This window comes from Azospirillum halopraeferens DSM 3675, assembly GCF_000429625.1.
Lineage (GTDB): Bacteria > Pseudomonadota > Alphaproteobacteria > Azospirillales > Azospirillaceae > Azospirillum > Azospirillum halopraeferens.
This window is the reverse complement of record NZ_AUCF01000014.1, coordinates 44,282-68,057: the sequence shown is the minus strand read 5'-3', so window position 1 is coordinate 68,057 and position 23,776 is coordinate 44,282. Positions and strand designations below refer to the sequence as shown.

The window sequence follows — 23,776 nt, the reverse complement described above, 5'->3', positions numbered from 1 at the left end:
CGACAGATCGGTCGGACATGCGTTTCGCTCCCAACGCTCCGGGGCGGTTCGCTCCGCCCTCGTCGAGCCGTCCCGCCGGCATCGTGCCGATGGGATACAGTTTGTTCCGTCTACCATAAAATCCGGTATCATAAAAGTCGTTTCCTCGTGTAAAGTGCCTACGGCTGATGCGCACGGATGTTGCGCCGGGCGGGGATCTGCGCCCGGATAGCACCGCCGTGAAACGATACGAAACGGACCGGCCGATGCCGGCAGGAGGAAACGGATGACGCCCCGGGAACTTTTCGAGCGGCACCGGCCGGTGCTGGAGGCGGCGGTGGCCGCGGCGCGCGGCCGCGGCTACTGGTCGCCCTTCGCGGAGATGCCGAGCCCGCGCAGCTACGGCGAGACGGCGGCGGCGGACGGGGAGGCCGCCTTCAGGGCCCGCCTCGGCGCCCCCTTCGCCATCGCGCAGCCCGGCACCGGCGCGCGGGTGGGGGCGGAACGCTCGCCCTACGGGTTCGACCTCGGCGTCACCTACCCGCCGCCCGACGTCGACGCCCTGCTGGCGGCGGCGCGGGGCGCCATGCCCGCGTGGCGGCGCGTCGGCCCGGACGGACGGGCCGGCGTGTGCGCGGAGATCCTGTTCCGCCTCAACGCCCGCTCCTTCGAGATCGCGCAGGCGGTGATGCACACCACCGGGCAGGCGTTCATGATGGCCTTCCAGGCCGGCGGCCCGCACGCCCAGGACCGTGGGCTGGAGGCGGTGGCCTACGGCTGGAAGGCGATGACCGACCAGGTGCCGGCGACGCGCTGGGAGAAGCCGCAGGGCAAGAACCCGCCGCTGGTGATGGACAAGACCTTCGAGGTGACCGGGCGCGGCGTGGCGCTGGTCATCGGCTGCGCCACCTTCCCCACCTGGAACGGCTACCCCGGCCTGTTCGCCAGCCTGGTCACCGGCAATGCCGTGGTGGTCAAGCCGCACCCCGGCGCCATCCTGCCGCTGGCCATCACCGTGGAGGTGTGCCGGGAGGTGCTGGCCGCCGCCGGGCTGGACCCCGATCTGGTGACGCTGGCCGCCGACACCGCCGCCGCCCCGATCACCGCCGACCTGGCCCTGCGGCCGGAGGTTAAGCTGATCGACTTCACCGGCTCCTCCGCCTTCGGCGACTGGCTGGAGGCGAACGCCCGCCAGGCCCGTGTCTTCACCGAGAAGGCCGGCGTCAACACGGTGGTGATCGATTCCACCGACGACCCCAAGGGCATGACGCGCAACCTCGCCTTCTCGCTGTCGCTCTATTCCGGGCAGATGTGCACGACGCCGCAGGCGATCTTCGTGCCGCGCGACGGCATCCGCACCGGCGACGGCACCATGGGCTTCGACGCGGTGGTCACGGCGCTGGTCCGGGGTGTGGACGGCCTGCTGTCCGACCCGGCGCGGGCGGTGGAGGTGCTGGGCGCCATCCAGTCCGACGCCACGCTGGACCGCATCGCCGGGGCGGCCGGTCTGGGCACGGTGGTGCTGGCGTCGCGGGCGGTGGAGCATCCCGCCTTCCCGCAGGCGCGGGTGCGCACGCCCCTGATCCTGACCGTCGACGCCGGGGACGAAGCGGCCTACGGAGAGGAGCGCTTCGGCCCCGTCACCTTCATCGTGAAGGTGCGGGACACCGCCGACGCGCTGGACCGCGCCACCCGGCTGGCCCGCACCCGGGGGGCGCTGACGGCCGCGCTCTACACCCGCGACCCCGCCCTCGCGGCGTCGGCACGGGACGCCTTCGTGGAGGCGGGGGTGGCGCTGTCGGTCAACCTGACCGGCGGTGTCTTCGTCAACCAGTCCGCGGCCTTCAGCGACTTCCACGGCACCGGCGCCAACCCCGCCTGCAACGCCGCGCTGTGCGATCTCGACTTCGTCGCCGGGCGGTTCCGCGTGGTGCAGAGCCGGGAGCCCGCGGCGGCGGCTCCCGCGGCGGCGTGACGGGGGGCGGCCGGTGAGCGGGTTCCCGCGGCCGCGGGTCTACGCCATCGACGGCGTGGTGCCCGTCGTCCACCCCGATGCCTTCGTGCATCCCTCGGCGGTGCTGATCGGCGACGTCGTGATCGGGCCGGGCTGCTACGTCGGGCCGTGCGCCAGCCTGCGCGGCGACTTCGGTCGCATCGTGCTGGAGGCCGGCAGCAACGTGCAGGACAACTGCACGCTCCACGCCTTCCCCGGCCTGGACGCCGTGGTGGAGGAGGACGGGCACATCGGCCACGGCGCGGTGCTGCACGGCTGCATCGTGCGGCGCAACGCGCTGGTGGGCATGAACGCGGTGGTGATGGACGGCGCGGTGGTGGAGGAGTCCGCCATCGTCGCCGCCATGGCCTTCGTCAAGGCGGGCTTCCGGGTGCCGGCGCGGCATCTGGCGGCCGGCCTGCCGGCCCGGGTGCTGCGCCCGCTGGACGACGCGGAGATCGCCTGGAAGTCCGAGGGGACGCGCGACTATCAGCGGCTGGTGGCGCGCAGCGCCGCCACCATGGTGGCATGCGATCCCCTGTCCGAACCGGAAGCCGACCGTCCGCGGGTCGACGCGGGCACGTCCAAACCCCTGTACACCGTGAAGCCATGACCGACGCCATCGCCGTCATCAAGACCGAGCACCGCAACCTCATGCGGGTCGTCAACCTGTTCGACATCGTCATGCGCGCGGCGGCGCCGGGGGACGGAGAAGGGGAGGGGGAACGGCGGGCGCCGGACTTCGCCCTGCTGGACGCCATCGTGGAGTATCTGCAAACCTTCACCGACCGCTACCATCACCCCAAGGAGGACCGCTTCCTGTTCCGGGCGCTGCGCGCGCGCGACCCCGACGCCGGCCCGATCCTGGACGAGCTGGAGCGCGAGCACGAGGGGTGCTACGGCGCCACGGCGGGGCTGAAGGAGGCGCTGGAAGCCTACCGGGCCGGCCGGCCGGGCGCGGCCGAACGCTTCGCGGCGGCGGCCGCGACCTACCGCGACCTGCAGCTTCGCCACGTGCAGAAGGAGGAGGGGATCGTCATCCCCATGGCGACCCGGGCCCTGACGCCCGAGGACTGGCGCGTCATCGACGCGGCCTTCGCCGACAACCGTGATCCCTTGTTCAGTGACGACGCGCAGGAATCGGCGCGTGCCCTCTATTCCCGGATCGTCCACCTCGCCCCCGCACCGCACGGCCTGGGGGAACCGCGCTGACGGGCGCGGACCCATCCGCACCGGGGCGCCTCCGGTGCGGATGGACGGTGGATCACGCCGCGACGCGCTCGTCGGCGGTGAGGATGCACATGGCGAAATCGCTGGCGCGGATGCACATGGCGAAATCACCGGCCTTCATGTCGACGCCGAAGCGGCCCTTGAAGGCTTCACGGGTGAAGGCGACGGCCGCCTCGTAGGTGGACGCGTCCTCCACGTCGGGGACGTGATGGACGCTGTGGCCGAACAGCGCCTTCATGTCCGCATCGTAGCGGCGGGTGTACAGGATGTGCTCGTGCCAGGCGCGGTCGGCGGCCTGCGGCGGCACCAGGGGCTGCTGCGGATTCTCCGCGTGGAGCTGCAGGAACTGGCGATAGAGCGAGACCGCTTCGGCGCTCGTCTCGGCCGTCTCACCGATGGTCTCCAGGCGACGGGCCAGGAAGGTGAAGTCCATCGTCGCGACGCGCTCAGACGCCGCCTGCGCGTTGTAGTCCATGATCGCCATTACCGAAGTCCTCAGTTGCACAAGGTTTTGAAGGACGGACACGGACCAGGATGTTCAGGTCCTTCGGCCGAACACACTGGACAAACCGACGACGCGGCGAGCGATATCGGCCTGATTGTTGAATCCGGTTTTCGCCAGGATCGACTTGACCTGGTTGTACACGGTCTGACGGGAGGCGCCGCGCTCGCGCGCGATGTCCTCGACCGTCCGTCCGGCGCCGAGCAGACAGGCGACGTCCGCTTCGGCAAGGGTGATCTGCAGGAAGGTCGCCAGCGTCCGCGGGTCGATCGTGGGCAGGATGCTGCAATCGACCACGGTCAGCAGGGCCAGGGGCACCGCGTCCGCGTTCTGTTCCTCATCGCCCGGCAGGGCCGACAGGGTGGCCAGGTACGGCTCGCCGCCGTCGCGGCGGGACACCCGCAGGGGGATCGTGGTTCCGCTCTCCGGCCCTTGAAAGAACCGGCTCAGCCGGCGCTGGAAGTCCGCCTGTTCGGCCGCATCGTGCAGGGCGACGCGCCCGCCCACATTGATGAACCCGTCGGCGGCCACCAGCATCTTCAGGAAGGCGGGGTTGGCGTCCAGAATCTTGCCGCGATCAACGACCAGCGCCGCGGCGGCGGGAATGGCCGCCAGCACGTTGCCGATGGGAACGAAGGAATTGCGCGTGAGCGGGGTGAACGCGGTCGTCCAGCTCGCGGAATCCAGCCGGTCGTCGCCGTCGCGCACCCGCCGCTTCATCTCCGCGGTGATGTCGATGCGCGCCTGATACCACCAGTTCGACGAATCCCGGATGCGCTCATGGCACACCAGCAGCGTGCGCCCGTCGGAATGATGGGTGATGAACTGGCTGAACTCCGAGAAGCCCCGGAAGGCGGCAGCGGTCGATATCCAGTGCTGCGGATTGCGGTAGACCGTACCGTCGGCGAGCTTGCGGTGCTCGATGCACTTCCAGACCAGTTCGTCGAACGTCGGTCGCCGGGCGAAGTCGACGAACTGATAGATTTCCGACTGGCGCCGATTGGCTGCCAGCAGACGGTCATTCTCGTCGTAGACGCTCAGCGCCGCTCCGGAACGCTCGGCGCGGTCGAGAAGAATGCCGATCGCCGTGCTGATGCTCATCAACGACCCCTCTCACCCCGCCACGCGCATCCGGAGAATTCGGAAGCTGCATATAGGAGTACACGGTCGCGGCCCGATCATCAAGACTGCGCAGCGATTGCGGGTACGATTCTGCATACCCTGGCATGAGGGGTGCGCACCCCCCGGCCAGGGGGGCGCGCCGGCCGTATCAGAGGCGGTAGCCCTCGCCCTGGCGCGCCCGCCCGTTCATCATCGGCGGGATGTCGAAAAGGGGGTGCTCCAGCGCCGCGGCGCGGTAGTAGGTCAGCAGGAACAGCCGGACCGCCGCCGTGAGCGACACCTTCTCGTCTTCGGCGCAGACGGGCGTCCGGTTCTCGATCTGCTCCTTGACCCGGGAGCAGAGCTGGCTGATCGACATGCCCTCCCGCGCGCCGATCTCTTCCAGCGCCTTCCACAGGGCGGATTCCAGGCGCATGGTGGTGCGCTGACCCTTCACGGTGATGTTGCGCATGCGCAACGGCCCCGCCGAAGACAGCGACGAGAACAGGTCATCCAGGGGAGGAAAGGGGGAGTGGGTGGGGCGTGGCATCGGTCGTTTTCCCTTCACCGGGCGCAATGTGTCACCGCCGCCTGATCCGGTGCAGCGGCTTGGTTTGGACCGTCCCGGCTTTGCCCGGACGGCCGAAGGCCCGAATGTCCACAAAATGCCGGCAATTGATGCCCCGCGGCATGACCAGGATTGGCCATGACGGAAAGAAATCGTGTTGAACTGGGTTGCAAAACACGTTACCCAGTGGGTGTGGAAAGACTGGCGACACGCGCGACACGCCGAATCACGCGGATCGTCTTCCCGGTATATTCGTCAGCAGGGGTCCGCGCATGTCCGGAAGAACGAGCGGCCGCCCGGAAGGGACGGACATCGGCCCCGAGGCGGTCGCTCCCTTCGCCTGCGAATGGTTGAACGAGGCGCTGCGCGGCGCCCTGCGGCGCCCGCCGCTGACCGCGGCCGAGGACGCCCGGCTTCTCGCCGACGCCTTTCCCCCGGACCCTCTGACCCCGCCGGTCGACCCCCGCCGCTTGCTCGTCTCCCCGTTCGTCAGCCCCTGGCTCAAGGCCGCCATCGAGCGGAACCTGAACCTCCCCCCGGCCAGCGCCGGCCGGGACGCCCACGAGCTGTTGCAGTTCATGCTGCGCATCGTCGGGCTGATGTTCCTGCACGGCATGCTCGACGGCCCGGACGACACCATGCGCGTCGCGGTGCTGGTCGGGCGCATCCGGGGGATGAGCGGTGACCGGGTGATCGCGATGCACGCCATGGCCGCGCAACGGCTCCTGTCGGCGGCGCACGCCCCGGACGCCGGACGCTCCGACGCGCTCGACGGCTTCCTGACCCACCTCGACAGCGATGCCGAGATGGCCCGGGTCATGAAGGTCCTGGCCGACCTGCCGGACGGGAAGCGGCGCCTCGCCCTGCGGGAGATGGCCAAGAGCGTCCTCGCCCGCATCGTCGACCGGTCCTGCGCCGACGCGTGATACGGGCGCCGGCGGCACGGACCCATGCGGATCAGCCGGCCAGCCGTTCGGCGACGGGGTATTCCGGCTGTTGCTGGGTGAAATAGCCTTCGGTGTGGATCAGCGCCTCGTCGGCGCCCAGCGCGCGGGCGGCGGCGGTGCAGGCATCGACGAACTCCGGACTGCCGGCGATGAAGACGCTGTGCTGCGACAGGTCGGCGAACAGGCCGGGCAGCACGTCGGGGATGCGGCCGTGCAGGGCGTCGGGGCGCGCCTCGCGGGTCAACGTGCGCCGGAACTCGAAGTTGCGGTGCTTCGCCTGCCAATAGGCCATCAGGCCGCGTTCGTACACGTCCTCCTCGCAGCGGGCGGAGAACAGCAGGGTCACCGGCAGGCGGTAGCCGCGGCGCAGGGCCGCGTCGGCCAGCGCCAGGATGGGGGCGAGGCCGGAGCCGGCGGCCATGCAGAGCACCGGCGTCTCCACCGAGGGGTCGCCGATGAAGGTGCCGTAGGGACCGGACAGCCGCACCATGTCGCCGACCTTCACGCGGTCGTGGATCCAGGTGCTGGTGGCGCCGCCGTCGACGCGGGTGACGTGCAGCGCGATCTCGCCGTCGGGCCGCGGCGCGTTGGCGATGGAATAGCAGCGCGGCGGCGCGCCCTCGCGCTCGTCGCCGAACAGCACGTACTGGCCCGGCCAGTACCGCAGCGGCTGGCCCAGCGGGCGCAGCAGGATCTCCACGATGCGCGGCGTGCGGGGGATGCGGTCGGTGACGACGAACCACACGTCCTCGCGCGGAGGGAACAGCTTGGGCTTGGCGTCGGCGGTGCCCCACTCGATCACCAGCTCCTCGCTGATGGGCTTGGCCATGCACATCAGGCCGTAGCCGTCCTTGCGCTCGTCGCGGGACAGGGCCATGTCCAGCACCATCCCCTGGTCGAACCGGCCGCTGATCACCTTCACCTTGCACTCGCCGCAGGCGCCGGCACGGCAGTTGTTGGGCAGGGCGTAGCCGGCCTTCTCCAGGGCGGAGAGGACGGTGTCGCCCTCGCCGCACTGGACTTCGCGACCGGACGGATGCAGGCGGATGCGGCTCACGGGCGAACCCTCGGCTGGATGGGAAAAAAGGGGGCGGCGGCACCATCGGCCACCGCCGCCCCTCAGGTTGCGGACGCGGGAGATGTGACGGTCGTCATACCGACGGCATCAGAAGACGGGGATGATCTCGTCCATGTCGATGTCGGTGACCTCCTCGCCGGTGATGCCCACCTCGGGGATGGCGGGGAAGGGGATGCCGTACTTATCCAGCACGCCCTTCAGGTTCAGCATGGCGTTGCGCCAGTTCTCGTGCTTCATCTCGTAGGTGGGGATGCCGAAGCCGGCCTTGCGGGCGATCTCCTCGGCGCGGCGCTGTACGGGGATGAAGTCCTCCGGCAGGTCCCAGAACTCGGGCGGCGGCTCGAACAGCACGGCCGACAGGAACAGGTATCCCGCGCGGATCTGCTTGGTGATGACGGCGCGGTCCTCGGCCGGCAGCCCGGGATAGTCGCGCTCCATCAGCGACATGCAGATGGCCATGTGGCGGCCCTCGTCGCGCCCGACATTCCTGAAGGCGGTCTGGAACACCGGCTCCTTCGACTGCGCGGCCATCTGGTGGAAGATGGTGGCCGCCGCGATCTCGCCCATCAGGAACGAGCTGAACAGCACCGCCAGCGGATACTTGGGCACCGCCTGCTTGTAGCCGGTCCAGTAGCGTCCGCCGTTGTAATAGAGCCAGTGGGCGTTGCGCCGCAGCTTCTTCCCCAGCTCGGTGCGCGGCTCGTAGGTCAGCGGGTTGTCGTGGCCCAGCAGTCGCGTGATGGCGAGGCCGCAGAGCTGCTCGTGGTTCTGCTCGTCGCGGGTGACCGAGAAGAAGCAGCGGCGGACCGGATCCTCCTCGTGCACCTCGTAAGTCTTGATCAGGGCCTCGGCGAAGACCGGCGGGGCGGAGGCGTCGAACACCGACAGCAACGTCCACCAATAGGCGATGGCCTCGCGCTCCTCCCACGAATAGCGCGCGGGGTCGAAGGTCTCCCACGGCAGCTTCGCCGGGTCCCACACCTCGCGCTGTGCGGCGGTCCAGATCTCCTCCAGCTTCCTGGTGTGCGATTCCCACGACAGCGGAAAGACGTTGGGCTGCGGCGTCGGCGGCGGCAGCTCCATGGTGTCGGCGATCCGCTCGTAGTTCCTGGCCATGCGCGTGTTCCTCCTGGGGGGTGGGTGCGGAATGGGGGGGACCGGGTCCGCACCGCTTCTCGTTCGTTCCGGGCCACCCGCGGGCGTCGTCCGGTGCACGCACAGAACGTGACACAGATTTTTGTGGCGATCAACGTGATTCAGTATCATGTGAAACGCGGCGCCCCTTAGACGCGCGAATCCCCAACGCGCACAGGGGTTCCGGCGCGGCATTCGCGATGCAGAACGGCGGGTAAGGGCAGGGGATTCGTATCGGGTGCGGGTAGTGCCGGGCCGGTTACTGGGCCGCCACGTCGGCCCGGTCGTCGTCGATGCCGCCGAATCGGCCGTAGAAGGCGGGGGCCGCCTCGGGCAGGGGGCCGTCGGCGGTCTTCAGCTCGGCCACCAGGAACGCCTCCGACGGGCGGCGGAGGCGGCGGTAGAGGTTGCGGGTGAGCATGCGCGACGCCTGACCCGGCCAGTCCGGCGACAGCAGGTCGGGCGGCAGCATCGGGTCGCGCAGCAGGATGCGGCGGAAATCGTGGATCATCAGCGTGCGCAGGACGAAGGCCGCCCCCGGATCGGGGTCCGCGGCATCCTCCAGCGCCTGCCAGACCGGGCGGAAGCGGGCCAGGAAGGCGGCGTAGTCGGCCTCCAGCCGGTCGATGTCCCAGCAGCTCCGCACCAGGTCGCGCAGGGCCGCCACCCCGCCGGCCCCGCCGGGGTCCTGCGTCGCCTTCATCAGCACCACCTTGTCGCTGACGCCCAGCCGGGCGAGCAGGCGGTTGACCGCCGCCTCGTCGCAGGACGGGTGGGTCAGCACGGCGGGTGACACGGTGCCGAAGCCCAGCCAGCCCAGCTCGCGCCGCAGCGTCTCGCGCGTCTCCGCGTCGATGGCCGCCTGGCCGATCAGCAGCATGTGCCAGTTGCGGTCCCAGGCGCGGACGAGGGGGGCGTAGATCCGCCGCTCCGCCGCGGCGAAGCGCTCGTGCCCGCTCTCCGTCACGCGGTAGAAGCTGCGCCGGCCGATCTGGGTGTTGATCAGCCACTCGTCCTTGCACAGGCGGAAGACCGAGGTGCGGACGATGCGCTCGCTCAGCGCGAACCGCGCCATCAGGTCGATCAGGCTGCCCAGCCAGGCCGAGCCGCCGTGCGGCCGCACCGCATCGCCGTAGACGGTGATGATCAGCGACTTCGCGCGGGGGCCGACGGCGTCCAGCAGGTGGGGGACCAAATCCTCGGTGCGGCGGTGTCGGGCCATGGGCGCATCTGATCGGCTGGCGGGGCGGGCTTCGGCGGCGGGCGCGGCGGCCGACGGCTCCGGGGGAATGCGTCACGATTCCGCCCCCGCCGCCGCCCGGCCGGAACACATGATGCAGAACCATGTAGCGCAGCAACCACCGCACGGCCAGCGGGAATCGGCGGGGCACTTTCCGTTTGACACGGTTCGATTTGATACATTACCGTTCGGTAACAACGATAATATGTGTCACGAACCGACCGGCAGGGCGGACGCGACACCGCGGCCGGGCGGGGCCGGGCGGGACCGCATGCCCCCGGCGCGCCGGTCCGAAGCGACACCAAAACAAACACGATCTTGGGAGAGAAACCGATGGCCAACCGCCTCTTCACCTCCTTGATGGCCGCCGGCGCCCTGGCGCTGGGCCTGGCGGCCGGCGCCGCGCAGGCGGCCGATCCGATCCGCATCGGCTCCTTCCTGTCGGTGACGGGCCCGGCCTCCTTCCTGGGCGAGCCCGAGAAGAAGGTGCTGGAGCTGTACGTGGACCGCATCAACAAGGCCGGCGGCGTCGACGGCCGGCCGATCCGGCTCACCGTCTACGACGACGGCGGCGACGCCGCGAAGGCCGCGGGCTTCGCCAAGCGCCTGATCGACAGCGACAAGGTCGACGTCATCGTGGGCGGCACCACGACCGCCGCCACCATGGCCGCGGTGCCGCTGGTGGAGCGCGCCGAGGTGCCCTTCATCTCCCTGGCCGGCGCCGTGGTCATCGTCGAGCCGGTGAAGCCCTGGGTGTTCAAGACGCCCCACACCGACCGCATGGCCGCCGAGAAGGTGATGGCCGACATGACGAAGCGCGGCCTGTCGCGGCTGGCGCTCCTGTCGGAGGATTCCGGTTTCGGCAAGTCCGGCCGCGCCGAGACGCTCAAGGTCGCCAAAGACATGGGCATCACCGTCGTGGCCGATGAGACCTACGGCGCCAAGGACACCGACGTCACGCCCCAGCTCACCAAGATCCGCTCCAACAAGGAGGCGCAGGCGGTGCTGGTCTTCGGGCTGGGCCAGGGCCCGGCCATGGTGACGAAGAACTACCGCCAGCTCGCCATCGAGCTGCCGATCTACCAGTCGCACGGCGTCGCCTCGATGGAGTTCATCCGGCTGGCCGGCGGGGCGGCCGAGAACGTCCGCCTGCCGGCAGCCGGTCTGGTGGTCGCCGACCAGCTTCCCGACAGCGACCCGCAGAAGCGCGTGGTGGCGGAGTTCAGCAAGCTCTACATCGACCACATCGGCGGCGAGCCCTCCACTTTCGCCGGCCACGCCTACGACGGGCTGATGCTGGCGGTCGAGGCGATCCGCCGCGCCGGCGGCACCGACCGGGCCAGGGTGCGTGACGAGATCGAGAAGACCAAAGGCTACATCGGCACCGGCGGCGTCGTGAACATGAGCCCGACCGACCACATGGGCCTGGGCCTGGACGCCTTCCACATGGTGGAGATCAAGCAGGGCACCTGGAAGCTGGTGGACTGACGCGCGGCACGCCGATCGAAGTGCAATCCCCCCTCTTCCGTCCCGGAAGAGGGGGTTCCGGCGCCCCGTCACCGGGAGACGAACGACCATGTTCGCCGAGTTCCTGCAATACCTGCTATCCGGCATCACCATCGGCGCGATCTACGCGCTGGCCGGGCTGGGTTTCTCGATCATCTACAACGCCAGCCACGTGATCAACTTCGCCCAGGGCGAGTTCATCATGATCGGCGGCATGAGCGCCGCGACCCTGACGGCCGCCGGCGTGCCGCTGCCGCTGGCCATGCTGTTCGGCCTGGCCGCCGCCATGCTGGGCGGCGTGCTGATCGCGAAGTTCACCATCGAGCGGGCGCGCAACGCCTCCGTCGTCACGCTGATCATCATCACCATCGGCGCCTCCATCTTCCTGCGCGGCCTGGCCGAGGTGGTGTGGGGCAAGGAGTTCCACCGGCTGGCCGCGTTCTCCGGCGACGATCCCATCGCGGTGATGGGGGCGGCGGTGCTGCCGCAGTCCCTGTGGGTGCTGGGGGTGGCGCTGGTGCTGATCGCCGCCACCGGCTTCTTCTTCAACCGCACCCTGGCCGGCAAGGCCATGCTGGCCACCTCGCACAACCGGCTGGCCGCCCAGCTCGTCGGCATCAACGTGCGCGGGGTGGTGCTGGTGGCCTTCGCCCTGTCGGCGGCGCTGGGGGCCGTCGGCGGCGCCGTGGTGGCGCCCATCACCTTCTCCTACACCGAGATGGGCATCATGCTGGGGCTGAAGGGCTTCACCGCGGCGGTGCTGGGCGGGCTCGGCAACGGTGCCGGGGCGGTGGTCGGCGGGCTGCTGGTCGGCATCGCCGAGGCGCTGGGCGCCGGCTACATCTCGTCCGCCTACAAGGACGCCATCGCCTTCGTCATCATCCTGCTGGTGCTGATGTTCCTGCCGAACGGTCTGTTCGGCAAGCGCGGCACCGAGCGCGTGTGAGGTCCCCGATGCTCGGCCGCGTTCCCGTTCTGGTCGGCCTGGCGGCGGTGATCGCCGTCCTGCCGCTGGTCCTGACCAACAACTTCCTGCTCAACGTCGCCATCATCGCCGGCTTCAACGCCGTGGTGTGCGTCGGCCTGAACCTGCTGATCGGCTATGCCGGGCAGATCAGCCTGGGCCACGCCGCCTTCTTCGGCCTGGGCGCCTATGTCTCGGCGGTGCTGGTGGGAACCCACGGCTGGCCGCCGCTGCCGGCGCTGCTGGCGGGCGCCGCCTTCGTCGGCGTCCTCGCCTTCGCCGTGGCCAAGCCGATCCTGCGCCTGAAGGGCCATTACCTGGCCATGGCGACGCTGGGCATCGGCATCATCATCTCCATCGTGCTGCGCACCGAGACGGACATCACCGGCGGCCCCGACGGCATGGTCGTCGTCCCCTTCGAGGTCTTCGGGATCGAAGTGGCCGGGGAATCCATGTGGTACTGGGTCGTCGGCGCGCTGCTGCTGCTGGCGGTGTGGCTGTCGCTGAACCTGATCGAGAGCCCGGCCGGGCGCGCCATGCGCGCGCTGCACGGCTCGGAGGTGGCGGCGGAAACGCTGGGCGTCGACACCACCGGCTACAAGGTGATGGTCTTCGTGCTGTCGGCGGTGCTGGCCAGCGTCATGGGCAGCCTGTTCGCCCATTACCTGGGGTTCATCACGCCGTCCGCCGGCGACTTCTTCAAGTCGATCGAGCTGGTGACCATGGTGGTCTTCGGCGGCATGGCCTCGACGCTGGGGGCGGTGGTCGGCGCGGTGATCCTGACCGTGCTGCCGCAGTTCCTGACCGCCTTCCAGGACTACCAGCACATGGTGCTGGGGGCGATCCTGATGTTCACCATGGTGTTCATGCCCCGCGGGCTGCTGCCCACCCTGGAAGGGCTGATCACGGCGCGGAGGCGCGCATGAGCACGGCCGCACGGGCGCGCGCCGCCATGACCGAACCCGATGCCGCGTCCCCGGTGCCGCCGGCCGCGGCGCACGCCGGCCCGCCGATCCTGGCGGTGGAGGCCCTGTCGAAGGAGTTCGGCGGCGTCCACGCCATCGAGGACCTGAGCTTCACCGTCAGCCGCGGCCGCATCCACTCCATCATCGGGCCGAACGGGGCCGGCAAGACCACGCTGTTCAACCTGGTCACCGGCGTCTACACCCCGTCGGCGGGCCGCGTCCTGTTCGACGGCCAGCCGGTGTCCGGCCTGGCGCCGTACAAGCTGGCGGCGCGGGGCATGTCGCGCACCTTCCAGAACCTGCAGATCTTCTTCAACATGTCGGCCATCGAGAACGTGATGGTCGGCCGCCACCTGCACCTGGACCGCCGGCTGCTGCCCGCCCTGTTCCGTTTTCCGTCACTGGTGCGCAAGGACCGCGAGGCGAAGGAGCGGGCGGCGGAGCTGATGCGCGAGGTGGGGCTGGGCCGCTACATCGACGCCGAGTCCGCCGCCATGCCCTACGGCGCCCTGAAGCGGCTGGAGATCGCCCGCGCCCTGGCGGCGGAACCGGTGCTGCTGCTGCTCGACGAGCCGGCGGCCGGCCTCAACGCCACCGAAAGCCGCGAGATCGACGAGTTGATCAAGCTGGTGGCGGGGCGCGGCGTCACCATCATCCTGGTGGAACACGACATGAAGATGGTGATGGGCATCTCCGACCACATCCTGGCCCTGAACTACGGCCGCAAGCTGGCCGAGGGCACGCCGGCGGAGGTGGCGGCCAACCCCGACGTGGTCGCCGCCTATCTCGGCACCCTGGACTGAGGAGGGCGCGCCCCATGCTTCTGGAAGTCCGTGGCCTCAACAGCCATTACGGCCGCATCCACGCGCTGAAGTCCGTGGACCTGTCGGTCGGCGAGGGGGAGCTGGTGGCGCTGGTGGGTGCCAACGGCGCCGGCAAGACGACGCTGCTGCGCACCCTGTCGGGGGTGCAGCCGGCCACCGGCGGCACCATCCGCTTCGAAGGCGTCGACATCACCGGCATGCCGGCGCACCGCCGCGTCGCCGAGGGCATCCTGCAGGTGCCGGAGGGGCGCCAGCTCTTCGGCCCGCAGTCGGTGGAGGACAACCTGCGCCTGGGCGCCTACCGCCGGGGCGGCGACCCCGACGCCGACCTGGAGCGCATGTACGCCCTGTTCCCCGTCCTGAAGGACAAGCGCCGGCAGCCCGCCGGCACCCTGTCGGGCGGCCAGCAGCAGATGGTGGCCATCGCCCGCGCCCTGATGGCCCGGCCGCGCCTGCTGCTGCTGGACGAGCCCAGCATGGGCCTGGCGCCCCTGCTGGTGGGCGAGATCTTCAACGCGGTGCAGAGCCTGAAGCGCCGGGGCACCACCATCTTCCTGGTGGAACAGAACGCCTACGCCGCGCTGGCCATCGCCGACCGCGGTTACGTGCTGGAAACCGGGGAGATCACCCTGCACGACGCCGGCTCCGCCCTGCTGGCCAACGAGCGGGTCAAGCAGGCGTACCTCGGGCTGTAGGGGCGGCGGAGCCGGGTTCTCGCACCGTCTGCGCCGGCTCCGGTCCTTCCGGCGGTCGCCGCGCCTTCAGCCACTCCGCCATGCCCTGGTCCTCCAGCGCATACTGCCCCCGTGCCGAACGCCAGACGAGGTTGTCCCGGCGCAGCGCCTCGATGGCCGCCTGGACCGACGGCACCTCGACAGCGTCGCCGACGGCTGCCGAGTACGCCGCAAGCGAGGCCGCCGAGAACGGTGTGAACTTGGCCTCCTCTGCGACCAGACGCTCGATGACGGCCTGCTGGAGCCGGGTGAGCGACGACCAGGCGCTCTCGTAGTCCTGCCAGAGCCGGCCGCGCAGCGTCTGCGCCCCGGCGCTCAGCGCCGTGCGGAGTTCGCCGGCACCCTCGTCGAGCGCGATGTCCTTGAGGATCTGCGCGAGGATCTCGGGCCGCCGCCCCACCGCATCGAAGGCCGCGTACACCGCCGCCGGATCGAAGCGGTTGTCGGCAGCCAGGCGCCCGTTGAGCCACGCCGTGTAGGCGTCGGTGTAGTCGCGGCCGAGCAGGGGAAAGTCCTGGACCGACGCCCCGTAGAAGGGTTGGTCGCGCCCGAGCACCAGGCGGCCGAGCTTATCCCGGTGCGATCCGGTGAGCACGAGCACAAGATTCGGCCCGTCGGCGCCGTCGTCCCGCGTGTTGAGCGTGTCGCGGGCGGCTTTGAGCGCGAACATGGCGTTCAGGCCGGCGTCGGTGACGATGGCGTGCTGCGCCTCGTCCACCACCAGCGCCACCCGCTTGCCGGTCCGGTCCATCAGCGCGCCCAGCGCGTCGGTCAGCGTGGCGCCCTGCGGCTGCCCGATCCGGTCGATGTCGATGGCCGTTGCCCCGACGCCGACCTTGCTGAGGCCCGCCGAGCGGGCAACCCGCACCGGCAGACCGTCGGCGCGCCGCAGCGCCTGCCGGATGGCCTCGGCGACCAGGTGTCCGGGATCGGCGTTGCGGTCAGACCAGAGGTCGACATAGACGACCCCGATGTGCCGGTTGTCCAGTTCCGGAGTCAGGTCGTGCCGCAGGAACGTCGATTTGCCGGTGCGCCGGGGGGCGGTCAGGCAGAGGGTCGGCTCCGCCCCGAAGGGCGAATCACCGGTCAGGCGATCGACGATCCGGCGCGCCAGTTCCGGACGGTGGAACAGGAACTTGCCGGTGCTCGCGGGCATGGCGTCCCCCTTCTATGCGCGATTATGGCGCCGGACCATAAATTATGTTCGGTCACATAATTGGTCAACAATCGTGGCCGCACGGAACGCCGGGGTGACGGCACCCCGGCAACTCCCTTTCCACCCCGCGCGCCCGACCGACAGCGCGCTTGCCGGCGACACCATGCCTCATGGCGGCGAAACCGTTGATCGGCCGGACGGTCCGCACCCGGCACGGAATTTGCCCCGGTGCCTGCCGACGCAGGGGCGGCGCGGTCGCCGCACCCGGCCGTGGTGGGAGAGGAAACGCCAATGGCGAGGCTCGAAACGTTCTACGAGGTGATGCGGCGGCAGGGGATCACCCGCCGGTCGTTCCTGAAATACTGTTCGCTGACGGCCGCCGCGCTGGGGCTGGGGCCGGAGCTGGTGCCCGACATCGTGCACGCCATGGAGACCAAGCCGCGCACGCCGGTGCTGTGGCTGCACGGGCTGGAGTGCACCTGCTGCTCGGAATCCTTCATCCGCTCGGCGCACCCGCTGGTCAAGGACGTGGTGCTGTCGATGATCTCGCTGGACTACGACGACACCCTCATGGCGTCGGCCGGCCACCAGGCGGAGGCCATCCTCGAAGAGGTGATGGAGGAGTACAAGGGCAACTACATCCTCGCCGTGGAGGGCAACCCGCCGCTCAACGAGGACGGCATGTTCTGCATCGTCGGCGGACGGCCGTTCGTGGAACAGCTGCGCATGGTCGCCCGCGACGCCAAGGCGGTCATCTCCTGGGGCTCCTGCGCGTCCTTCGGCTGCGTCCAGGCGGCGCGGCCGAACCCGACCCGCGCCACGCCGGTGCACGAGGTCATCACCGACAAGCCCATCATCAAGGTGCCGGGCTGCCCGCCCATCGCCGAGGTGATGACCGGCGTCATCACCTACATGCTCACCTTCGACCGCATTCCCGAGCTGGACCGCCAGGGCCGGCCGAAGATGTTCTACAGCCAGCGCATCCACGACAAGTGCTACCGCCGGCCCCATTTCGACGCCGGCCAGTTCGTCGAGGCGTTCGACGACGAGGCCGCGCGCAAGGGCCACTGTCTCTACAAGGTGGGCTGCAAGGGTCCCACCACCTACAACGCCTGTTCCACCATCCGCTGGAACGAGGGCACCTCCTTCCCCATCCAGGCCGGCCACGGCTGCATCGGCTGTTCCGAGGACGGGTTCTGGGACAAGGGGTCCTGGTACGCCCGCCTGACCGACATCCACGCCTTCGGCATCGAAGCCAACGCCGACCGCATCGGTGCCACCGCCGCCCTGGGCGTCGGCGGGGCCATCGCCGCGCACGCCGCAATCAGCGCCCTGAAGCGCGCCCGGCACAAGGGAGACGTCTGATGTCCGTCCTGCAAACCCCCAACGGCTTCACGCTGGACAACGGCGGACGGCGCATCGTCGTCGATCCGGTCACCCGCATCGAAGGGCACATGCGCTGCGAGGTGAACGTCGATTCCGACAACATCATCCGCAACGCCGTCTCCACCGGCACCATGTGGCGCGGGCTGGAGGTCATCCTGAAGGGGCGCGACCCCCGCGACGCCTGGGCCTTCGTGGAGCGGATCTGCGGCGTCTGCACCGGCTGCCACGCCCTGACCTCGGTGCGGGCGGTGGAGGACGCGCTGGGCATCCGCATCCCGAAGAACGCCCACCTGATCCGCGAGATCATGGCCAAGGTGCTGCAATGGCACGACCACGTCGTGCATTTCTACCACCTGCACGCCCTCGACTGGGTCAACCCCATCAACGCCCTGAAGGCGGACCCGCAGGCCACCTCGGCCCTGCAGCAGGCGGTGTCGCCGCGCCACGCCAAGTCCAGCCCCGGCTACTTCCGCGACGTGCAGCTCCGCCTGAAGAAGTTCGTGGAATCCGGCCAGCTCGGCATCTTCAAGAACGGCTACTGGGACAACCCGGCCTACAAGCTGTCGCCCGAGGCCGACCTGATGGCGGTGACGCACTATCTGGAGGCGCTGGACTTCCAGAAGGAGATCGTCAAGGTCCACACCATCCTCGGCGGCAAGAACCCGCACCCCAACTACATGGTGGGCGGCGTTCCCTGCGCCATCAACATGGACGGCGACCAGGCCGCCGGGGCGCCGCTGAACATGGAGCGGCTGAACTTCATCCGCGCCCGGCTGCTGGAAGCCTACGAGTTCTCGCAGAACGTCTACATTCCCGACGTGCTGGCGATCGCCAGCTTCTACAAGGACTGGCTGCACGGCGGCGGGCTGGCGGCCACCAACGTCATGGATTACGGCGACTACGAGAAGGTGCCCTACGACCATTCCACCTGCCAGTTGCCGGGCGGCGTCATCCTGAACGGCAACTGGGACGAGGTGCACCCCATCGACCCCCGCGACCCCGCCCAGGTGCAGGAGTTCGTCACCCACTCCTGGTACACCTACGGCGACGCCAAGGCGGACGCCGACAAGGGCCTGCACCCGTGGGACGGCGTGACCGAGGCGCGGTTCGAGCTGGGCCCCAACGCCAAGGGCACGCGCACCCGCATCGACGAGGTGGACGAGGCCGCCAAGTATTCCTGGATCAAGGCGCCGCGCTGGCGCGGCCACGCGGTGGAGGTGGGACCGCTGGCCCGCTACATCCTGGCCCACGCGCAGGGGGTGGGCTATGTGCAGGACCAGGTGGCCGACGCGCTGGGCCGCTTCAACTCCCTGGCCGGCACCAGCCTGACGGCGCGCCAGGCGCTGCCCACCACCATCGGCCGCACCCTGGCCCGGGCGCTGGAGGCGCACTACTGCGCCCACATGATGCTGGAGGACTACGACGCGCTGATCGCCAACATCAAGGCCGGCGACCGCGCCACCGCCAACGTGGAGAAATGGGACCCCGCCACCTGGCCGAAGGAGGCCAAGGGGGTGGGCACCGTCGCTGCGCCGCGCGGCGGGCTGGGGCACTGGATCCGCATCCGCGACGGGCGGATCGAGAACTACCAGTGCGTGGTGCCCACCACCTGGAACGGCAGCCCGCGCGATTCCCGCGGCAACATCGGCGCCTTCGAGGCGTCGCTGCTGAACACTCCCATGGAGCGCCCGGACGAGCCGGTGGAGATCCTGCGCACCCTGCACAGCTTCGACCCCTGCCTCGCCTGCTCGACCCACGTCATGGCGCCCGACGGCGCCGAACTGGCCCGCGTCACCGTGCGCTGACGCCATCGGGAGGATTGTGCCATGTCACCGGCTGCCGACGCCCACCGCCCGCCGCGCTTCCTCAAGGCCGTCTACGTCTACGAGGTCCCGGTGCGGCTGTGGCACTGGATCAACGCCCTGTCGATCACCGTGCTGGCCGTCACCGGCTATTTCATCGCCAGCCCGCCGCCCGGCGTGCCGGGGGAGGCCAGCGCCAACTACCTCATGGGCTACATCCGCTTCGCCCATTTCGCCGCCGGCTACGTCTTCGCCATCGGCTTCATCGCCCGGCTCTACTGGGCGTTCGCCGGCAACCACCACGCCCGCCAGCTCTTCCGCTTTCCCTTCTGGAACCTCGGCTGGTGGCGGGAGCTGTGGACGGAGGCCCGCTGGTACCTGTTCCTGGAGCGCAAGCCCCGGCTCTACGTCGGCCACAACCCGCTGGCCCAGTTCGCCATGTTCTGGTGCATCGCGGTGGGCAGCGTGTTCATGATCGTCACCGGCTTCGCCCTCTACAGCGAGGGGACCGGGCGGGGAACCTGGCAGGACACGCTGTTCGGCTGGGTCATCCCCCTGTTCGGGCAGAGCCAGGACGTCCACACCTGGCACCATCTGGGCATGTGGATGATCATCCTGTTCGTGATGGTGCACGTCTACGCCGCCGTGCGCGAGGACATCATGTCCCGCCAGTCGATCATCTCCACCATGGTCAGCGGCGTGCGCACCTTCAAGGACGCCGAGGCCCCGGCCGACGCCGACCCCGAACCGCCGCCGCCGCGCATCACCCTGGAGGACGCGCGGGTGCCGGCGGCGGAGCGGGAGCGGGCGGGGTAGGGGGCGACCCCGCCGGGACACCGGGTTCGGACGTCGGACCATCCCGAACCCGGTCCGCCCGTCAGGCGACGATGAACCAGTCCGCGGTGACGGCGGATGCGGAGACTCCGAGGAGGACGGCGGTGTCGCCGCTCGACAGCGTCAGCACCGCATTCCCCGCGGCATCCGGGGCGACCGTCAAGGACAGGCCGTCGGCCAGGCCGATCCGGTCGCCCTCGGCGGCGCTGAAGTCGGTGACCGTGTCGCGGTCGCTCCCCGAACCGCGGCCGAACACGAAGGTGTCGGCGCCGACGCCGCCGGTCAGCGTGTCATCGCCCAGGTTGCCGTGCAGCACGTCGTTGCCGGCCTGGCCATGCACGATGTCGTTGCCCTGCCCGCCGAACAGCGTGTCGTCACCCTGGCCGCCGTACAGAACGTCGTTGTCCCGGTTGCCGTACAGGACGTCATTGCCCTGGTTGCCGTACAGGACGTCGTCACCCCGGTCGCCGTACAGCGTGTCCGCACCGGTGAAGCCCCGGATCAGGTCGTTGGAACCGCCGCCGAACATCCGGTCGTCACCGGACAGCCCGGCCGGCCCGAACGGGTTGGCGCTCTCGGGCTGAGCCGCTACGTCGAAGTGCAGTTCGCTGAGCGTCAGGTCGGGCGTTGCTCCGGCAACGCCGGGATCGCTCGAAAAGGACCGGATCCCCGTCACCACGCCGGCGGTCACGTCGTCGCTGTCGGTCGCCAGCCCGTTGCCGGAGATGACGTTGTACCATCCGTCGTCATAACGCATCACCACGTTCGTCGGAGACGACGCAACGACGAGGCTCGACGGAAACGTCGCAATGGTCGGGAAGATCACCCCGCCGTCTTCGGGCTGGTTCATGATCAATTGGAAATTGCTGCCGGCTTCGAGCACTGCCATTGGTTTTGAGTCCTTCGCGTTGGAACCGCCCACCACCCCCCGGCGATGGCGGCGCGATGCTAGGAACCCCGCGGCGGATCGGGCAATTGGGGGATTTTCCCCAATGGCCGTGACGGCGGCCGGACCCTATGGTGCGGCGTGTCGGCGGCCCCGGCCCGTGGTCCGGCGGCCGCACGCCCGACCGGAGACAACGATGAAAACAGCCCTTCGCACCGCGGTGCCGGCGCTTCCGGCCCTTGCCGCAGCGGTTCTCCTGACGGCCTGTCAGACGACCACGGCGGACAGCGTGAAGCCCCATGTCTCGGTGGTCCGGCCGGCGGGTGCCGCCGCTGCCGGGCCCGCTCCGGTGGTGTTCTTCCTGCAAGGGACCGGCGGCGGCAACAACCGGGCCTGGCTGTGGGCGTCGACGCTGGCCGATGCCGGCATCGCCTCGGCGATCATCGACGGCGCCGGCCTGCGCAACCGTTCGAACCTGGCCGGCGTCCCCGCCCGCGACGTGGCGCAGGACTATGCGGCCGCCCTGCGCCTGCTGCGCGACGACCCGCGCGTGGATGTCGGGCGCCATGCCGTGATGGGCTTCTCCAGCGGCGGCACGGCGGCGATGGTGGCCGGCACCGTCCGGGAACCCGACCAGCCCCGGCCGCGCGCCGTCATCGCCTTCTATCCCGGCGTCCTCGGAGAGTGCAGCGAGAACCACGCGGCGGACACCGCGGTGCATGTGTTCTACGGCGATCTCGACGAATGGGGGACGCACGGGGGCACGCGCGACGCCTGCCGCCGCGCCGTCGAAGGAAAGCCGGGGCGGGTGTTCCACGCGGTCCGGAACGCCCACCACGGGTTCGATGACTCCGTGACGGTGACGTGGTCCGCGGGTGGCTACTCGTTCCGATCCGAACCGAACCCGCAGGCGCGCGCCGAGGTCGCGCAGACGCTGATCCCGCTGTTGAAGGCGGCGTTCCGGTGATCCGGCCGGCGCTACGGCACGATCAGGCCGTAGACCAGCGCGGTGGCGACCGCCTGGGCGTTGGTGACGGCGTTCAGCTTGTGCCGCGCCCGTTCGATCTGCTTTTCCACCGTCTTCTCATGGGTTCCCAGGCGATGGGCGATCTGCTGCGGGCGCAGGCCGGCGGCCAGCCAGAGCAGGCATTCCCGCTCGCGCGGGGCCAGCCGGACGACGTCCCGCACATGCGCTTCGCGCAGGCGGACGTCGAACGCGTGGGTGATGCCGGTGATGGCGCGGCTGTTCCCGAACCAGATGCGGTCGAAGTCGGCCCAGGACAGGGCGGCGGCGTGCAGGCCGAGGGCACTGACCCCCAAACCGCTGTTGAAGCGCATGGGAAGGGTGACGCCGGTGAGGACGCCGAAATCCCAGTCGATGGCGAGGGAACGTTTGGCCGCCGGGCTGATCCCTTCCAGGCGGCCGGCATCGCTCCACAGGATCGGGGCGGTTTCCACCCTGGCCGCCCGCACGAACTCGTCGCAGTGGTACAGGCCGCTGGACATCTTGGCGTCCACGTAGGCGTCATCGTAGCTGCTGAGCAGAATGTCGTGCCGGCGTCCGGCGTCGGGAAACGCTTCCGCGCCGTACATCAGCCCGGTGACGCCGAAATCCGCCAGGTGGCGGTGCAGCCGCGCCCACAGATCCTTCACGCCCGCCGCCTGCCGGAAGTCGTCCGCGGCGTCGAGGACGCGCTGCGTGCCGTGATCCCGGCCGGCCGTCATGCCGGGCTCCTCCGCCGGCGGTGCTTCCCGATCACGACGGCCAACAGCGCCGCGAACAGCAGGATGCTGCTCTCCATCAGGCCGTGCGGGTCGTGCCGGTCCATGGCCAGGCCGTGCAGCGGCGGTCCGATCAGTGCCCCCGCGGCGTACAGGGTGCCGAAGGCGACGTTGGCGGCGGCGAGATCGGCACCCCGGAAGCGGTCGGCCAGCATGGCCAGGGCCACCGTGTACAGACTGCCGGCACCGCCGCCCCAGAGGACCATGACCGCCAGCAGGACCGCCGGTGTGTCCAACGCGGCGGGCAGGACGAGGGGCACCGCCAACCCGACCGCCGCACAGGCCGCCAGCACCCCCGGCTTGCCGAACCGGTCGGCCAGCATGCCCGCCGGCACCGGGACGATCAGGGCGCCCACCAGGAAGGCGCTGACCGTTCCGGCCGCCCACGCCTCCGACAGGCCGGACTTGACGGCATAGACCGGCATCAGCGTGTAGGGCACCGCCTCGAACAGGCCGAAGGCCAGCGCCGCCATCACCGCGACCGAGGTTCCGAGGACGGCCGGCGGAACCCGGGCGGGGCCGAAGATCGGCGGCGGCGCGGCCCGGGTGACGGACAGCACCGCAAGGGCCGTGCCGACCAGCGCCTGGATCAGCAGGATCGTCGGCCACCCCTGCGTGCCGGTGAGCGGGACCAGGGCCGCCCCCGCCGCCGCCCCGGCGCAGAACACGCCGGCGTAGAGACCGACGTTGCGGCCCCGCCGGTCGTCGGGAGAGGCGGCGTTGATCCAGTACTCGATCAGGCGGAACACCATGCCCAGGCTGCCGCCGAACAGGAAGCGCAGGACCATCCACACCCCCTGGTCGGTGGACACGAGGAAGCCGAAGGGGGAAAGGATGGCGACGCCCAGCAGGACGCGGAGCACCGCGGCGGGATCGCAGCGCCGCAGCAGCACCGGCATAAGCGGCGTCGTCAGCAGCCACGCCAGGGCCGGCATGGCCGCGTTTAGCCCTATGGCGGTGGCCGAAGCCCCCATGCGGTGCAGCGACAGGTCCACATAGGCGTAAGACGCCCCCGTTGCCGCGGCGGCGGCGACCGTAGCGGCCGAAATCGTGGCCATCCTGAGCCGGGAGGTCACGGTCTGCGGTACCCTGCCATCGTCTTCCCCTTCGGCCGCCCCTGCCGCGCCGCCCCGATCCCGGTGGAGCCGGGCGCATCGGAGCGGAG

General features: G+C 70.1%; 23 protein-coding genes. 13 read left to right on the top strand and 10 right to left on the bottom strand.

The features are described 5' to 3' along the window. Window positions 1–265: 265 nt before the first annotated feature. Genes paaN through G472_RS0114770 form a run of 3 tightly spaced genes read left to right on the top strand, consistent with a single transcriptional unit; the run spans window position 266 to window position 3,184 of the window. Entirely contained in the window at window positions 266–1,954 is a 1,689-nt protein-coding gene (gene paaN / locus G472_RS0114780) for a phenylacetic acid degradation protein PaaN (RefSeq protein ID WP_029009020.1), read from the top strand. 13 nt (window positions 1,955–1,967) lie between these two features. Beyond that, window positions 1,968–2,585, top strand: coding sequence for a transferase hexapeptide repeat family protein (locus G472_RS0114775; protein ID WP_029009019.1), 618 nt, complete (start codon window positions 1,968–1,970; stop codon window positions 2,583–2,585). Then, window positions 2,582–3,184: a hemerythrin domain-containing protein gene (locus G472_RS0114770; protein WP_029009018.1), complete on the top strand. Its 603-nt coding sequence runs from the start codon at window positions 2,582–2,584 to the stop codon at window positions 3,182–3,184. The genes G472_RS0114775 and G472_RS0114770 overlap by 4 nt, the downstream gene beginning before the upstream one ends. A gap of 52 nt (window positions 3,185–3,236) precedes the next feature. Here the strand turns inward: G472_RS0114770 and G472_RS37225 are convergent, their stop codons facing one another. The 3 genes from G472_RS37225 to G472_RS37220 all read right to left on the bottom strand — a co-directional run bounded on the left by G472_RS37225 (window position 3,237) and on the right by G472_RS37220 (window position 5,355). Further along, window positions 3,237–3,686, bottom strand: a complete 450-nt coding sequence (locus G472_RS37225) for a glycine-rich domain-containing protein (RefSeq protein WP_051340839.1) — start codon at window positions 3,684–3,686, stop codon at window positions 3,237–3,239. A 54-nt stretch (window positions 3,687–3,740) separates the two neighbouring features. Next, window positions 3,741–4,805 (bottom strand): helix-turn-helix transcriptional regulator, encoded by a 1,065-nt coding sequence (locus G472_RS0114760; protein ID WP_029009017.1) that lies wholly within the window; start codon window positions 4,803–4,805, stop codon window positions 3,741–3,743. Between the two features lie 169 nt (window positions 4,806–4,974). Beyond that, complete coding sequence (locus G472_RS37220) at window positions 4,975–5,355, bottom strand: ribbon-helix-helix domain-containing protein (protein WP_051340838.1); 381 nt, start codon at window positions 5,353–5,355, stop codon at window positions 4,975–4,977. Window positions 5,356–5,645: 290 nt separating this feature from the next. Between G472_RS37220 and G472_RS0114750 the strand changes: the two genes are divergently transcribed. Continuing rightward, a complete protein-coding gene (locus tag G472_RS0114750) occupies window positions 5,646–6,299 on the top strand; it encodes a hypothetical protein (protein WP_029009016.1) in 654 nt (217 codons plus the stop codon). Between the two features lie 31 nt (window positions 6,300–6,330). Here the strand turns inward: G472_RS0114750 and G472_RS0114745 are convergent, their stop codons facing one another. From G472_RS0114745 to paaX, 3 genes are all read right to left on the bottom strand, one after another. Then, window positions 6,331–7,377, bottom strand: coding sequence for a 2Fe-2S iron-sulfur cluster-binding protein (locus tag G472_RS0114745; RefSeq protein ID WP_029009015.1), 1,047 nt, complete (start codon window positions 7,375–7,377; stop codon window positions 6,331–6,333). 108 nt (window positions 7,378–7,485) lie between these two features. Continuing rightward, the gene (locus G472_RS0114740) at window positions 7,486–8,514 is read right to left on the bottom strand and encodes a diiron oxygenase (RefSeq protein WP_051340837.1); all 1,029 of its coding nucleotides are present in this window, start codon (window positions 8,512–8,514) and stop codon (window positions 7,486–7,488) included. Between the two features lie 277 nt (window positions 8,515–8,791). Further along, window positions 8,792–9,754, bottom strand: coding sequence for a phenylacetic acid degradation operon negative regulatory protein PaaX (paaX, locus tag G472_RS0114735; RefSeq protein ID WP_029009013.1), 963 nt, complete (start codon window positions 9,752–9,754; stop codon window positions 8,792–8,794). A 351-nt stretch (window positions 9,755–10,105) separates the two neighbouring features. Here paaX and G472_RS0114730 point away from each other — a divergent pair, with 351 nt between their 5' ends. From G472_RS0114730 to G472_RS0114710, 5 genes are all read left to right on the top strand, one after another. Next, the gene (locus tag G472_RS0114730) at window positions 10,106–11,260 is read left to right on the top strand and encodes an ABC transporter substrate-binding protein (protein WP_029009012.1); all 1,155 of its coding nucleotides are present in this window, start codon (window positions 10,106–10,108) and stop codon (window positions 11,258–11,260) included. A gap of 88 nt (window positions 11,261–11,348) precedes the next feature. After that, window positions 11,349–12,224 (top strand): branched-chain amino acid ABC transporter permease, encoded by an 876-nt coding sequence (locus G472_RS0114725; protein ID WP_029009011.1) that lies wholly within the window; start codon window positions 11,349–11,351, stop codon window positions 12,222–12,224. Window positions 12,225–12,232: 8 nt separating this feature from the next. After that, the gene (locus tag G472_RS0114720; RefSeq protein ID WP_211100197.1) at window positions 12,233–13,168 is read left to right on the top strand and encodes a branched-chain amino acid ABC transporter permease; all 936 of its coding nucleotides are present in this window, start codon (window positions 12,233–12,235) and stop codon (window positions 13,166–13,168) included. Between the two features lie 26 nt (window positions 13,169–13,194). Then, window positions 13,195–14,010, top strand: coding sequence for an ABC transporter ATP-binding protein (locus G472_RS0114715; protein WP_051340859.1), 816 nt, complete (start codon window positions 13,195–13,197; stop codon window positions 14,008–14,010). A 14-nt stretch (window positions 14,011–14,024) separates the two neighbouring features. Beyond that, entirely contained in the window at window positions 14,025–14,726 is a 702-nt protein-coding gene (locus G472_RS0114710; protein WP_029009008.1) for an ABC transporter ATP-binding protein, read from the top strand. Here the strand turns inward: G472_RS0114710 and G472_RS33315 are convergent. Then, a complete protein-coding gene (locus tag G472_RS33315) occupies window positions 14,701–15,921 on the bottom strand; it encodes an ATP-binding protein (RefSeq protein WP_051340836.1) in 1,221 nt (406 codons plus the stop codon). The genes G472_RS0114710 and G472_RS33315 overlap by 26 nt on opposite strands. A 291-nt stretch (window positions 15,922–16,212) precedes the next feature. Here G472_RS33315 and G472_RS0114700 point away from each other — a divergent pair, with 291 nt between their 5' ends. The 3 genes from G472_RS0114700 to cybH are packed head-to-tail and all read left to right on the top strand — an operon-like array spanning window position 16,213 to window position 19,925. After that, a complete protein-coding gene (locus tag G472_RS0114700; protein WP_029009007.1) occupies window positions 16,213–17,286 on the top strand; it encodes a hydrogenase small subunit in 1,074 nt (357 codons plus the stop codon). After that, a complete protein-coding gene (locus tag G472_RS0114695; RefSeq protein WP_029009006.1) occupies window positions 17,286–19,112 on the top strand; it encodes a nickel-dependent hydrogenase large subunit in 1,827 nt (608 codons plus the stop codon). The genes G472_RS0114700 and G472_RS0114695 overlap by 1 nt, the downstream gene beginning before the upstream one ends. A gap of 21 nt (window positions 19,113–19,133) precedes the next feature. Beyond that, window positions 19,134–19,925, top strand: coding sequence for a Ni/Fe-hydrogenase, b-type cytochrome subunit (cybH, locus tag G472_RS33310; protein WP_084536655.1), 792 nt, complete (start codon window positions 19,134–19,136; stop codon window positions 19,923–19,925). A 61-nt stretch (window positions 19,926–19,986) separates the two neighbouring features. Here the strand turns inward: cybH and G472_RS40600 are convergent, their stop codons facing one another. Then, complete coding sequence (locus G472_RS40600; RefSeq protein WP_051340835.1) at window positions 19,987–20,832, bottom strand: calcium-binding protein; 846 nt, start codon at window positions 20,830–20,832, stop codon at window positions 19,987–19,989. Between the two features lie 193 nt (window positions 20,833–21,025). On the opposite strand from G472_RS40600, the gene G472_RS0114680 reads away from it, so the two are divergent. Next, window positions 21,026–21,796 (top strand): dienelactone hydrolase family protein, encoded by a 771-nt coding sequence (locus G472_RS0114680; protein ID WP_029009005.1) that lies wholly within the window; start codon window positions 21,026–21,028, stop codon window positions 21,794–21,796. Between the two features lie 11 nt (window positions 21,797–21,807). On the opposite strand, the gene G472_RS0114675 is transcribed toward G472_RS0114680, so the two are convergent. Then, window positions 21,808–22,554 (bottom strand): helix-turn-helix transcriptional regulator, encoded by a 747-nt coding sequence (locus tag G472_RS0114675; RefSeq protein WP_029009004.1) that lies wholly within the window; start codon window positions 22,552–22,554, stop codon window positions 21,808–21,810. After that, window positions 22,551–23,687 (bottom strand): MFS transporter, encoded by a 1,137-nt coding sequence (locus G472_RS0114670; RefSeq protein WP_342667949.1) that lies wholly within the window; start codon window positions 23,685–23,687, stop codon window positions 22,551–22,553. The genes G472_RS0114675 and G472_RS0114670 overlap by 4 nt, the downstream gene beginning before the upstream one ends. Window positions 23,688–23,776: the final 89 nt, after the last annotated feature.

Coding starts and splice junctions, on each gene's coding strand:
- paaN (WP_029009020.1), top strand. CDS start 266: ATGACGCCCCGGGAACTTTTCGAGCGGCACCGGCCGGTGCTGGAGGCG.
- G472_RS0114770 (WP_029009018.1), top strand. CDS start 2,582: ATGACCGACGCCATCGCCGTCATCAAGACCGAGCACCGCAACCTCATG.
- G472_RS37225 (WP_051340839.1), bottom strand. CDS start 3,686: ATGGCGATCATGGACTACAACGCGCAGGCGGCGTCTGAGCGCGTCGCG.
- G472_RS0114760 (WP_029009017.1), bottom strand. CDS start 4,805: ATGAGCATCAGCACGGCGATCGGCATTCTTCTCGACCGCGCCGAGCGT.
- G472_RS37220 (WP_051340838.1), bottom strand. CDS start 5,355: ATGCCACGCCCCACCCACTCCCCCTTTCCTCCCCTGGATGACCTGTTC.
- G472_RS0114750 (WP_029009016.1), top strand. CDS start 5,646: ATGTCCGGAAGAACGAGCGGCCGCCCGGAAGGGACGGACATCGGCCCC.
- G472_RS0114740 (WP_051340837.1), bottom strand. CDS start 8,514: ATGGCCAGGAACTACGAGCGGATCGCCGACACCATGGAGCTGCCGCCG.
- paaX (WP_029009013.1), bottom strand. CDS start 9,754: ATGGCCCGACACCGCCGCACCGAGGATTTGGTCCCCCACCTGCTGGAC.
- G472_RS0114730 (WP_029009012.1), top strand. CDS start 10,106: ATGGCCAACCGCCTCTTCACCTCCTTGATGGCCGCCGGCGCCCTGGCG.
- G472_RS0114725 (WP_029009011.1), top strand. CDS start 11,349: ATGTTCGCCGAGTTCCTGCAATACCTGCTATCCGGCATCACCATCGGC.
- G472_RS0114720 (WP_211100197.1), top strand. CDS start 12,233: ATGCTCGGCCGCGTTCCCGTTCTGGTCGGCCTGGCGGCGGTGATCGCC.
- G472_RS0114715 (WP_051340859.1), top strand. CDS start 13,195: ATGACCGAACCCGATGCCGCGTCCCCGGTGCCGCCGGCCGCGGCGCAC.
- G472_RS0114710 (WP_029009008.1), top strand. CDS start 14,025: ATGCTTCTGGAAGTCCGTGGCCTCAACAGCCATTACGGCCGCATCCAC.
- G472_RS33315 (WP_051340836.1), bottom strand. CDS start 15,921: ATGCCCGCGAGCACCGGCAAGTTCCTGTTCCACCGTCCGGAACTGGCG.
- G472_RS0114700 (WP_029009007.1), top strand. CDS start 16,213: ATGGCGAGGCTCGAAACGTTCTACGAGGTGATGCGGCGGCAGGGGATC.
- G472_RS0114695 (WP_029009006.1), top strand. CDS start 17,286: ATGTCCGTCCTGCAAACCCCCAACGGCTTCACGCTGGACAACGGCGGA.
- cybH (WP_084536655.1), top strand. CDS start 19,134: ATGTCACCGGCTGCCGACGCCCACCGCCCGCCGCGCTTCCTCAAGGCC.
- G472_RS40600 (WP_051340835.1), bottom strand. CDS start 20,832: ATGGCAGTGCTCGAAGCCGGCAGCAATTTCCAATTGATCATGAACCAG.
- G472_RS0114680 (WP_029009005.1), top strand. CDS start 21,026: ATGAAAACAGCCCTTCGCACCGCGGTGCCGGCGCTTCCGGCCCTTGCC.
- G472_RS0114675 (WP_029009004.1), bottom strand. CDS start 22,554: ATGACGGCCGGCCGGGATCACGGCACGCAGCGCGTCCTCGACGCCGCG.